The 11792-nt window shown below is 65.9% G+C and carries 11 protein-coding genes; all 11 read left to right on the forward strand.

What is annotated here, in order from left to right:
• The first annotated feature begins 172 nt into the window (after positions 1 to 172).
• The 11 genes from pyrR to coaBC all read left to right on the forward strand — a co-directional run bounded on the left by pyrR (position 173) and on the right by coaBC (position 11756).
• Positions 173 to 760 carry a bifunctional pyr operon transcriptional regulator/uracil phosphoribosyltransferase PyrR gene (gene pyrR / locus AC5RVN_RS04240; protein ID WP_494039783.1) on the forward strand — a complete coding sequence of 196 codons (588 nt, stop codon included), beginning with the start codon at positions 173 to 175 and terminating at the stop codon, positions 758 to 760.
• Positions 757 to 1782 (forward strand): aspartate carbamoyltransferase catalytic subunit, encoded by a 1026-nt coding sequence (locus tag AC5RVN_RS04245; RefSeq protein WP_494039782.1) that lies wholly within the window; start codon positions 757 to 759, stop codon positions 1780 to 1782. Before pyrR ends, AC5RVN_RS04245 begins: the two co-directional genes overlap by 4 nt.
• A complete protein-coding gene (locus AC5RVN_RS04250) occupies positions 1782 to 3116 on the forward strand; it encodes a dihydroorotase (protein WP_494039781.1) in 1335 nt (444 codons plus the stop codon). Before AC5RVN_RS04245 ends, AC5RVN_RS04250 begins: the two co-directional genes overlap by 1 nt.
• Positions 3116 to 3637, forward strand: a complete 522-nt coding sequence (locus AC5RVN_RS04255) for a PH-like domain-containing protein (protein WP_494039780.1) — start codon at positions 3116 to 3118, stop codon at positions 3635 to 3637. The genes AC5RVN_RS04250 and AC5RVN_RS04255 overlap by 1 nt, the downstream gene beginning before the upstream one ends.
• Positions 3618 to 4937 (forward strand): glutamine-hydrolyzing carbamoyl-phosphate synthase small subunit, encoded by a 1320-nt coding sequence (carA, locus tag AC5RVN_RS04260; protein ID WP_494039779.1) that lies wholly within the window; start codon positions 3618 to 3620, stop codon positions 4935 to 4937. Before AC5RVN_RS04255 ends, carA begins: the two co-directional genes overlap by 20 nt.
• Positions 4937 to 8266, forward strand: coding sequence for a carbamoyl-phosphate synthase large subunit (carB, locus tag AC5RVN_RS04265; RefSeq protein WP_494137164.1), 3330 nt, complete (start codon positions 4937 to 4939; stop codon positions 8264 to 8266). The genes carA and carB overlap by 1 nt, the downstream gene beginning before the upstream one ends.
• On the forward strand, positions 8259 to 9131 hold the full coding sequence (pyrF, locus tag AC5RVN_RS04270; protein WP_494039777.1) for an orotidine-5'-phosphate decarboxylase: 873 nt from the start codon (positions 8259 to 8261) through the stop codon (positions 9129 to 9131). The genes carB and pyrF overlap by 8 nt, the downstream gene beginning before the upstream one ends.
• Before the next feature lie 110 nt (positions 9132 to 9241).
• Positions 9242 to 9559, forward strand: coding sequence for an integration host factor, actinobacterial type (mihF, locus tag AC5RVN_RS04275; RefSeq protein WP_494137423.1), 318 nt, complete (start codon positions 9242 to 9244; stop codon positions 9557 to 9559).
• Between the two features lie 47 nt (positions 9560 to 9606).
• Positions 9607 to 10203 (forward strand): guanylate kinase, encoded by a 597-nt coding sequence (gene gmk, locus AC5RVN_RS04280; protein WP_494039776.1) that lies wholly within the window; start codon positions 9607 to 9609, stop codon positions 10201 to 10203.
• A gap of 15 nt (positions 10204 to 10218) precedes the next feature.
• Positions 10219 to 10479 (forward strand): DNA-directed RNA polymerase subunit omega, encoded by a 261-nt coding sequence (rpoZ, locus tag AC5RVN_RS04285; protein WP_003800778.1) that lies wholly within the window; start codon positions 10219 to 10221, stop codon positions 10477 to 10479.
• A 35-nt stretch (positions 10480 to 10514) separates the two neighbouring features.
• On the forward strand, positions 10515 to 11756 hold the full coding sequence (gene coaBC, locus AC5RVN_RS04290; RefSeq protein WP_494137165.1) for a bifunctional phosphopantothenoylcysteine decarboxylase/phosphopantothenate--cysteine ligase CoaBC: 1242 nt from the start codon (positions 10515 to 10517) through the stop codon (positions 11754 to 11756).
• Positions 11757 to 11792 lie beyond the last annotated feature (36 nt).

Consider the following 11792-nt stretch of genomic DNA (forward strand, 5'->3'; position numbering starts at 1 on the left):
AGCCTAGGTGGCCCGCGCCACGTGTCCAAGGATTCCCGGCACAAGTCCGCTGCAGTGTGACCATCAACGCGTCCGGCCGGCGCGGGCCCGGCCATGCGCCTGTGGTAATTTTGGAACGCACAAGATCCTTTTTTAATTCCGTCCTGTGAGGCGGGGAAAGGGGAGACGAGCGTTGACTTCTGTCACCAGCGCACCGGTTCCAGCCAGGGTAGTTCTCAGCCAGGCGGACATAGACCGGGCCCTCACTCGTATCGCCCATGAAATTCTCGAGGCCAACAAGGGTTCCCAGGACCTCGTTCTTCTTGGCATTCCCCGCCGCGGTTACCCGCTGGCTGCCAGGCTTGCCGAAAAAATTGCCGCCGCTGACCCAGGCGTGGACGCCGCGGCCATCGTCGGGCAACTGGACGTCACCATGTTCCGCGACGACCTCTCCCACCAGGGCACGCGCCCGCCGTATCCTACGAAGCTGCCGCGAACGGGCATCGACAACAAGGTGGTCGTCCTCATTGATGACGTCCTGTACTCGGGCCGCACCATCCGCGCCGCGCTCGACGCCCTGGTTGACCTGGGCCGGCCCCGCATCGTCCGGCTGGCAGTGCTGATAGACCGCGGCCACCGCGAGCTGCCCATCCGCGCAGACCATGTGGGCAAAAACCTCCCCACCTCATCCGCGGAAAAAGTCAGGGTCCGGCTCGAGGAAACCGACACCGCCCCGGGCGGCTCTCCGGTCAACGAAGTAGTGATCGAGGGCCGCTCGTGAAGCACCTGCTCTCCACCGAAAACCTCAGTCTCGCCAATGCCGTCCGCATCCTCGACACCGCGGAGGAAATGGCTGCCGTAGGGGACCGTGAAGTCAAGAAGCTCCCTGCCCTGCGCGGGCGTACCGTAGTCAACCTCTTTTTCGAAGACTCCACCCGCACCCGAATTTCCTTCGAAGCCGCCGCCAAGCGCCTCTCGGCAGACGTCATCAACTTCGCCGCCAAAGGCTCCTCGGTCTCCAAGGGGGAGTCCCTCAAGGACACAGCCCAGACACTGTCCGCGATGGGTGCGGACGCCGTCGTGATCCGGCACTGGGCCTCCGGCGCACCGCACCGGTTGGCCGCGACGGACTGGATCGACGCCGCCGTCATCAATGCCGGCGACGGCACCCACGAACACCCCACGCAGGCGCTGCTCGATGCCTTCACCATGCGGCGCCACTGGGCGCGCCTGTCCGGAACCGGCTCCGAGGGCGCAGACCTGAAGGGCATGCGCGTGGCCATTGCCGGTGATGTCCTGCACTCCCGCGTGGCCCGCTCCAACGTCTGGCTCCTGCGCACGCTCGGCGCCGACGTCACCCTGGTGGCGCCGCCCACCCTGCTGCCCATCGGCGTCGAAAAATGGCCCTGCAAGGTCAGCTACAACATGGACGAAACCATCGGGCAGGGCGTCGACGCAGTGATGATGCTCCGCGTGCAGGGCGAACGCATGAACGCTTCCTTCTTCCCCAGCACCCGTGAATACTCCCGCCGGTGGGGCTTCGACGACAATCGGCTGCGGGCGCTGGACGCACTGGGGATGAAGGACACCATCATCATGCATCCCGGCCCCATGAACCGGGGCCTGGAAATTTCGGCTGCAGCTGCCGATTCACCGCGCTCCACGGTCCTGGCCCAGGTCCGCAACGGTGTCTCCGTGCGCATGGCAGCCCTTTACCTGCTGCTGTCGGGGGATACCCGCGAACCAGCCGCTACCCCCGCCCTGGCCTATACCGGCACCCATTCCACCAAGGAGAGCAACTGATGGCAGGCAACACCGGAACCTATCTGATCCGCGGAGCCTCGATCCTTGGCGGCGCGCCGGCAGACCTGCTGATCCGCGACGGCGTTATTGCTGAAACCGGAACGGGTATGTCAGTTGACGGCGCAGACGTCATCGAGGCAGCCGGCCTGGTGGCACTGCCGGGCATGGTTGACGTCCACACCCACCTCCGCGAGCCAGGCCGCGAGGACGCCGAAACCGTCGAGACCGGAACCCGGGCTGCTGCGCTGGGCGGCTACACCGCCGTCCATGCCATGGCCAACAGCACTCCCGTTGCGGACACCGCCGGCGTGGTGGAACAGGTCTACAGCCTGGGCCTGAAGGCCGGCTGGGTTGATGTGCGCCCCGTGGGCGCCGTTACCGTGGGGCTGGCCGGCGGGCAGCTCGCCGAGCTCGGCGCCATGGCTGACTCCCGCGCCAGGGTCCGCATGTTCTCCGATGACGGCATCTGCGTCCATGATCCTGTCCTCATGCGCAGGGCGCTGGAATACGTCAAGGCGTTCGACGGCGTGGTTGCCCAGCACGCGCAGGAGCCGCGGCTCACCGCCGGCGCCCAAATGAACGAGGGCGAAGTGTCAGCCGTGCTGGGACTGGCCGGGTGGCCCGCAGTGGCCGAGGAAAGCATCATCGCCCGGGACGTGCTGCTGGCACAGCACGTCGGCTCGCGGCTGCACGTGTGCCACGTCTCCACCGCCGGTTCGGTGGAAATCATCCGCTGGGCCAAGGAACGCGGCATCAACGTCACGGCCGAGGTCACCCCGCACCACCTGCTGCTGACCGATGACCTGGTCCGCAGCTACGACCCCGTCTACAAGGTCAACCCGCCACTGCGTACCGACGCCGACGTCCAGGCCCTGCGGGCAGGCCTCGCGGACGGCACCATCGACGTCGTCGGCACCGACCACGCCCCGCACCCCAGCGAGCACAAGGAATGCGAGTGGGCGCAGGCAGCCATGGGCATGACCGGGCTGGAAACGGCCCTGTCCGTAGTGCAGCACACCATGATCGAGACCGGCCTGATCACATGGGCCGATTTCGCCCGGGTGACCTCTGCCGCAGCCGCAAAGATCGGCCGCCTTGAAGACCAGGGCCGGCCGCTTGAAGCTGGGGAACCTGCCAACATCATCCTGGTGGACCCGGCGGCGCGCTGGACGGTTGAGCCTTCGAAGATGGCCACCATGGGCCGGAACTCCCCGTTCAAGGGCATGGAACTTCCCGGCAAGGTGGTCGCCACCTTCTTCAAGGGACACCCCACCGTCCTCGACGGCGCCCTCAACACCCCCTACCCGCACGCCGCTTCCGTGGGCGCCGCCTGATGGACACCCAGCTGCTCTCGCTGGCCATCACGCTGGCCCTGATCGCCATCGCCTTCGTCCTCATCGGGCTGGGCTGGCGGAACCGCCTGAAGCGCCAGGCCGACGTCGAACAGTTGCCGTCGGTGCCCGAGGCACCGGGGGAGGCGCTCACCAGCGCCGAGGGGCAGTACGTCGCGTCCACCACCGGCGGCGACTGGCTGGACCGCATCGCAGTGCATGGGCTGGGCATCCGGACGAATGCAACCCTGGCGGTCTACCCGCACGGCGTCCTCTTAGACCGGGCAGGAGCGCCGGCGCTGTACATTCCCGCCGCGTCCCTCACCAGCGTACGGCTCGACAGCGGCATGGCCGGCAAGTTCGTGGAGAAGGACGGGCTCCTGGTCCTGTCATGGACCCACGGCAGCCACGAGCTGGACACCGGCTTCCGGACCCGCCTCGCCGGAGACAGGGACGTGTCTTTCGCAGCACTTCAGGAATTGATTTCTTCGGCCCCCGCGGCTGATGCCACTAGTGGAAAGTAAGACAGTGACAACAAACGCAACAGTATCCGCCCCAGTTTCCGTTCCTGAATCAGCTCCAGCGGCGCTGGTGCTCGAAGACGGCCGCATCTTCCGCGGGCGCAGCTACGGCGCCACCGGAACCGCCCTGGGCGAGGCAGTCTTCGCCACGGGCATGACCGGCTACCAGGAAACCATCACCGACCCGTCCTACGCCCGCCAGCTCGTGGTCCAGACGGCCCCCCACATCGGAAACACCGGTGTGAACAATGACGACGCCGAGTCACGCCGCATCTGGGTGGCCGGGTACATCGTGCGTGACGCGGCCCGCCGCCCTTCCAACTGGCGTTCCGAGCGTTCGCTGGACGAGGAGCTGGTGGAACAGGGCATCGTGGGCATTCAGGGCGTGGACACCCGCGCCATCACCCGCCACCTGCGCGAACACAAGACCATGCGCGCCGGCATCTTCTCCGGCGAAGCCGCGCAGGCCACTGATAAAGAGCTGGTGGACGCCGTGCTTGCCAGCGCCCCGATGGAGGGCGCACGGCTGGCTGAGGAAGTCAGCGTTGACCAGGCGTACGTGGTGGACCCGAAGGACCACGGCTGGGAAGGCGATGCCCGCTTCAGCATTGCCGCCGTCGATCTCGGCATCAAGGCCATGACCCCGGTGCGGTTCGCCGAACGCGGCGTCCGCGTCCACGTGCTCCCCGCCACCGCCACCCTGGAAGACGTCAAGGCCGTCAACCCGGACGGCTTCTTTATGTCCAACGGCCCCGGCGATCCCGCCACGGCAGATGCCCAGGTCAACCTCCTCCGCTCCGTCCTGGACGAAAAGCTGCCCTACTTCGGCATCTGCTTCGGCAACCAGATCCTGGGCCGGGCGCTGGGGTTCGGCACGTACAAGCTCCGCTACGGCCACCGCGGCATCAACCAGCCCGTGATGGACCGCCGCACCGGCAAGGTGGAAATCACCTCCCAGAACCACGGCTTCGCTGTTGATGCTCCACTGGACGGCGCCACCCAGGCCCCGGAGGAACGGTACGGCCGCGTCGAGGTCAGCCACGTCAGCCTGAACGACGACGTCGTGGAAGGCCTCGCGTGCCTGGACATCCCCGCTTTCTCCGTCCAGTACCACCCCGAAGCAGCAGCCGGCCCGCACGACGCCGCCTACCTGTTCGACCGCTTCATTGACCTGATGGAGGGCACCCGGGACGGCAGGACCGCCAACCTGTCCAAGGACCCGGTGGACTCTGCCCATCCCGCGCAAGCGGACAACAACAGCGCTGAACACAAAAACGACAACAAGACTGAGGACAAGAAGTAATGCCGAAACGTACAGATCTCAAAAGCGTCCTCGTCATTGGTTCGGGCCCGATCGTCATCGGCCAGGCCGCCGAGTTCGACTACTCCGGCACGCAGGCGCTGCGCGTCCTCAAGGAGGAGGGCCTGCGGGTCATCCTGGTCAACTCCAACCCGGCCACCATCATGACGGACCCCGAGTTCGCCGACGCCACCTACATCGAGCCCATCACCCCTGAGGTGGTGGAGAAGATCATCGCCAAGGAGCGCCCGGACGCCGTGCTGCCCACCTTGGGCGGACAGACGGCACTGAACACCGCCATCGCCCTGGACAAGAACGGCGTGCTCGAGAAGTACAACGTGGAGCTCATCGGCGCCAACATCGCGGCCATCGAACTCGGCGAGGACCGCGAGAAGTTCAAGGGCGTGGTGGAGCGCTGCGGCGCCGAGTCCGCACGCAGCCACATCATCCACAGCATGGACGAGGCCCTGAAGGCCGCCGACGACCTGGGCTACCCCATGGTGGTCCGGCCCTCCTTCACCATGGGCGGGCTGGGCTCGGGCCTGGCCTACACCGAGGACGACCTTCGCCGCATTGTGGGCCAGGGCCTGCAGTACAGCCCCACGTCCGAAGTGCTGCTCGAAGAGAGCATCCTCGGCTGGAAGGAATACGAGCTCGAGATGATGCGCGACAAAAACGACAACGTCGTGGTTGTCTGCTCCATTGAGAACTTCGACCCCGTAGGCGTCCACACCGGCGACTCCATCACCGTGGCGCCCGCCCTTACCCTCACTGACCGCGAATACCAGCGGCTGCGCGACATTTCCATCGCCGTCATCCGTGAAGTGGGCGTGGACACCGGCGGCTGCAACATCCAGTTCGCCATTGATCCCGCCACCGGCCGCGTCGTGGTCATCGAAATGAACCCCCGCGTGTCCCGCTCCTCGGCACTGGCTTCCAAGGCCACCGGCTTCGCCATCGCCAAGATCGCCACCAAGCTTTCCCTGGGCTACACGCTCGATGAAATCCCCAACGACATCACCCAGAAGACGCCCGCGTCCTTCGAACCGACGCTCGACTACGTTGTGGTGAAGGTCCCGCGCTTCGCGTTCGAGAAGTTCCCGGCAGCGGACAACACCCTGACCACCACCATGAAGTCGGTGGGCGAGGCCATGGCCATGGGCCGGAACTTCACCGAGGCCCTCCAGAAGGCGCTCCGGTCACTGGAGCAGAAGGGCTCCCAGCTGGACTTCAGCTCTGTCCCGGAATGGGAAGTTGCTGAGCTCATTGAAAAGGCGAAGCGCCCGACCACGGACCGGCTGCACCAGGTCCAGCGCGCCCTGCTGGGCGGCGCCAGCGTTGAGGACCTCTTCGAGGCCACCAAGATCGATCCCTGGTTCCTGGACCAGCTCCAGCTGCTCAACGAGATCTCCCGGGAAATCCGCCAGGCCGGTGCACTCACCGCAGACATGCTGCAGCGCGCCAAGCGCCACGGCTTCTCCGACGAGCAAATCGGTGCCCTGACGCACAACTCCGAAGCGGTGGTCCGTGGCGTCCGCCAGGCGCTGGGCATCCGTCCCGTCTACAAAACCGTTGACACCTGCGCCGCCGAATTCGCCGCGTACACGCCCTACCATTACTCGGCCTATGACCAGGAGGACGAGGTGGCGCTGCACTCCAAGCCGTCCATCCTGATCCTCGGCTCGGGCCCCAACCGCATCGGCCAGGGCATCGAGTTCGACTACTCCTGCGTCCACGCCTCCATGGCGCTGCGCAAGGCCGGCTACGAAACGGTGATGGTCAACTGCAACCCGGAGACCGTTTCCACTGACTACGACATCTCCACCCGCCTGTACTTCGAACCGCTGACGCTCGAAGACGTGCTTGAGGTCATCGCGGCCGAGGAACGCACCGGCGGCGTCATGGGCGTCTTCGTCCAGCTCGGCGGGCAGACCCCCCTCAAGCTGGCCCAGCAGCTGGCGGACGCGGGGGTTCCCATCCTCGGCACCTCCCCGGAGGCCATTGACCTTGCCGAGCACCGCGGCGCGTTCTCCCGGGTCCTGGACAAGGCCGGCCTGATTTCCCCGAAGAACGGCACAGCCGTGTCCTTCGAGGACGCCAAGAAGATCGCGGACGAAATCGGCTACCCTGTCCTGGTCCGCCCGTCCTACGTCCTGGGCGGCCGCGGCATGGAGATCGTCTACGACGAGCCCAACCTGTCCCGCTACATCGCCAACGCCACCGAGATCACCCCGGACCATCCGGTGCTGATCGACCGCTTCCTCGAGGACGCCGTCGAAATCGACGTCGATGCCCTCTTTGACGGCACGGACATGTACCTGGGCGGCATCATGGAGCACATCGAGGAAGCCGGCATCCACTCCGGCGACTCCGCCTGCGTCCTGCCGCCCATCACGCTGGGCGCCAACGTCCTGGAGCGTGTGCGCACGGCTACCCGTGCCATCGCCGAAGGCGTGGGTGTCCGCGGCCTCATCAACATCCAGTTCGCCCTGGCCTCGGACGTGCTGTACGTCCTCGAAGCCAACCCGCGGGCGTCCCGGACCGTGCCGTTCGTGTCCAAGGCCACCGGCGTGCAGATGGCGAAGGCGGCTGCCCTGATCGGCACCGGCGTCACCATCGGCCAGCTGCGCAGCGCCTACAAGATGCTGCCCGAGGCCGGCGACGGCTCCACCCTGCCCCTGGATGCCCCGGTGTCCGTCAAGGAGGCAGTCCTGCCGTTCAGCCGCTTCCGCACCCTGGAAGGCAAAGTGGTGGACTCCCTGCTCGGACCCGAAATGCGCTCCACCGGCGAAGTCATGGGCATCGACAAGCACTTCGATACGGCGTTCGCCAAGAGCCAGGCAGCGGCCAACAACGCGCTGCCCACCGAAGGCAAGATCTTCGTATCCGTGGCCAACCGCGACAAGCGTTCGGTAATCATGGGCGTCAAGCGCCTCTCGGACCTCGGTTTCGAGATCGTCTCCACAGGCGGGACCGCTGACGTGCTCCGCCGCAACGGCATCCAGGCCACTCCGGTCCGCAAGGTGGCAGAGGGCAGCAGCGCCGAAGGCGAAGGCACCATCGCCGACCTCGTGATCGCCGGTGAGATCGACATGGTCTTCAACACCCCCTCCGGCGGTGAAGCCCGCAGCGACGGCTACGAACTCCGCGCCGCCGCGACGTCCATCGGCATCCCCTGCATCACCACGGTGGCCGAATTCAACGCCGCCGTACAGGCCATTGAGGCGATGCGCACCTACGAATGGTCCGTCACCAGCCTGCAGGAGCACGCCGCGGCCCTGGGAGAATCCCAAAAGGCAGCGTCGCAGAAGGCGGCCCTGCAGAATGCCTGAGCAGGCCGCAGCATCCGCTGAAGCGCCAAGCCGGGAGTCCTTCGGTTCCCGGCTTGGCGCCGCAATGGCCGCCCGCGGTCCCCTGTGCGTGGGTATTGATCCCCACCCGGCCCTGCTGGCCGACTGGGGGCTTAACGACGACGTCGAGGGCCTTCGCGCCTTTTCCCTGACAGTCCTCGACGCCGTCGGTTCCCTCGCTGCCGCGGTGAAGCCGCAGGTGGCCCTGTACGAGCGCCACGGGTCAGCCGGTCTGGGTGTCCTCGAGGAACTCCTCGCTGTTTCCCGGGACGAAACGGTGCTTACCATCGCCGACGCAAAACGCGGGGACATCGGATCCACCATGGCGGCCTATGCCGATGCGTGGCTCCGGGACGGTTCGCCGCTGGCCGCTGACTCGGTGACGTTGAGCCCCTACCTTGGCTTCGAGTCGCTGCGTCCGGCCCTCGATCTGGCGGCCGCGACGGGACGTGGTGTTTTTGTCCTCGCCCTGACGTCCAACCCGGAGGGCGCGTCAGTCCAGCACGTCGGGGGAGCTGACTCGGTGGCACGCAGGATCGCCCTGGCAGCCGGGGGCGAAAACCGCCGTTACCCGGGTGGGCTTGGTTCGGTAGGGCTCGTGGTTGGGGCAACCGTCGGCTCGGCCCTCGCTGACCTCGACGTGGACCTTGCAGCCATGCGCGGGCCCATCCTGGCACCGGGCCTGGGAGCGCAGGGCGCTACGCCGGCCCATCTTCGCGCCACTTTTGGCAGTTCCTATCCCCAAGTGCTGGGAACGTCCAGCAGGGACATTCTTTCGGCGGGCCCGCAGCCGCGGGCGCTGCGGGAGGCGGCCCAGCGGACGCTTGACGGGTTGCTGGGCGAATAGCTCTGCTTTCCTGCTGATGCATTGATTCGGGCTGCACCAAAGGGTAGTTTCAGGACATGTCCAACGGCGGCCGCCGTGGACGTATCCACCCAGATCCGGGGGTGTCCACCATGGTGCTGCGACCCTTATCCGCATCGGAACGAAGTAATGCCCTGAACAAGGCGGCGGCAGCCAGGGCAACGCGCGCGGCGGCCAAGGAAAGCCTCAAGAACGGTGCCAGGTCCGCCGCCGACATCATCAATGCGGCCGTGGAGGATGAAGCCATGGCGCGGATGAAGGTATCGGAGCTGCTGGAGGCACTGCCGGGCGTTGGCAAAGTCAGGGCGGCCGCCATCATGAAGCAGCTGGGCATTGCCGCGTCCCGCAGGCTCCGCGGACTGGGCGTCCACCAGCGCCGGGCGCTGGTAGATTTTATAGACGAAAACTAGCGCGGATACCTCCGGCGCTTTCCCCGACCTCAGGCTCAAAGGAATACGTGCGTAATAAACCTGGACTGACAGTCCTCGCTGGTCCGACGGCTGTTGGCAAAGGCACCGTGTCCACCTTCATCCGGGACAACTACCCCGAGGTTTGGCTGTCCGTTTCGGCCACTACCCGGGCACCCCGGCCGGGGGAAGTTGACGGCGTCCACTACTTCTTCAAGTCAAAGGATGAGTTCGAACGGCTTGTGGCTGACGGCGAGCTCCTGGAATGGGCAGTAGTCCATGGACAGAACACCTACGGAACGCTGAAGAGCACCGTAAACCAGGCCATCGCCGAAGGCCGGTCCGTGCTGCTGGAGATCGATCTGCAGGGCGCCCGCCAGGTCAAGGCCGCAGTTCCGGACGCCCAGTTTGTCTTCCTCGCGCCGCCGAGCTGGGACGAAATGGTCCGCCGACTGGTAGGCCGGGGCACCGAAACACCCGAGGAACAGCAGCAACGGCTGGAAACCGCTAAACTGGAGCTTGCTGCTGAACCGGAGTTCGACCATACCGTCATCAATGACGACGTTCGCCGGGCAGCGGACGAGCTTGTTTCACTCATGGGGCTGACCCCGCATCCGCAAGGAACGCCGGAACGGTCAGCCCGCTAGAATTTTGGAGAATTCGTGTCCACGAACCTTGAAGGCATCATCAACCCGCCGATCGACTCGCTGCTTGAAGCAGCAGACTCCAAGTACGGCCTGGTGATCTTTGGTGCCAAGCGTGCTCGTCAGATCAACGCTTACTACGCCCAGCTGCACGAGGGCCTCTTCGAATACGTCGGCCCGCTGGTAGACACCAAGCTGAACGAAAAGTCGCTCTCGATCGCCCTGCGAGAGATCAACGAAGGCAAACTGGTTTCCACGCCGATCGAAGCTGCAGAGTAGTACCTGCCGCCTGACGTGCTGTTGACGGAGTTCACGTGCGCATAGTCCTCGGAGTCGGGGGAGGGATAGCCGCCTACAAGGTGGCATCGCTCCTCCGGCTTTTTACTGAAGCCGGCCATCACGTCACGGTGATCCCCACGGAAGCAGCCACCCGTTTTGTTGGCACCGCCACCTGGGAGGCCCTGTCCGGAAATCCGGTCAGCAACAGCGTTTTCGACGACGTCCATCAGGTCAACCACGTCCGCCTCGGCCATGAAGCCGATCTGGTGGTCATCGCCCCGGCCACAGCCGATCTCCTGGCCAAGGCAGCCACCGGCCAGGCCGGCGACCTCCTTACCAATACCCTGCTGATGGCCCACGGTCCGGTGCTGTTCGCTCCCGCCATGCACACCGAGATGTGGCAGCATGCTGCCACGCAGGCCAACGTGGAAACCCTGCGGGGCCGCGGAGTGGCCGTGCTGGAGCCGGCCACCGGCAGGTTGACGGGTTCTGACTCCGGTCCGGGCAGGCTGCCCGAGCCCGAAGTGATCTTCGATGCCGCCATGGCCTTGGTCCAGGGCGACTCTGACTACCAGCTGCCGCTGGCAGGCCGCACGGTCACCATCAGCGCAGGCGGAACCCGTGAACCCTTGGACCCGGTGCGGTTCCTGGGGAACCGGTCCTCCGGCAAGCAGGGTGTCGCGCTGGCCGTCGCCGCCCGGAATGCGGGCGCGACCGTCCGCCTGCTCGCAGCGCACATGGAAGTTCAGGCCCCTGCCGGAGTGGAAGTGGTGCCGGTGGAAACAGCCCTGCAGCTGCGCGCGGCGGCGCTGGCGGCTGCGGCCGATTCCGACGTCGTTATTATGTCCGCCGCAGTGGCCGACTTCCGCCCTGCCGAGGTCTCGGACACGAAAATCAAGAAGCGTGATGACAGCGCCGACCCCGTCATCACCCTGGTCCGCAACCCGGACATCCTGCACGAACTGGTGGAACTGCGGAACAGCGCCGGTCACGGGAAGAGGCAGCAGCTGATTGTTGGCTTCGCTGCGGAAACCGGCGACAGCCAGGGGGACGTGCTGGCCTATGCCGAAGCAAAGCTGGAGCGCAAAGGCTGCGATTTGCTGGTGCTGAACCACGTGGGTGCTGACAAGGTCTTCGGGCAGGACACGAATGCCGTTGTCATCCTGTCCCGGGCCGGTTCCGAGCCCCAGGAGGCGGCCGGAACCAAAACGGAAGTATCGGCGGCCATCATCAGCCGGATCGGCTTTGAACTGAATCACGTTTCGCCCCGCGCCTGACGTGTTCCCGCGCACGTTCGCTTAGTACAGGGACAT

This window comes from Arthrobacter sp. sptzw32 (genome assembly GCF_059089735.1).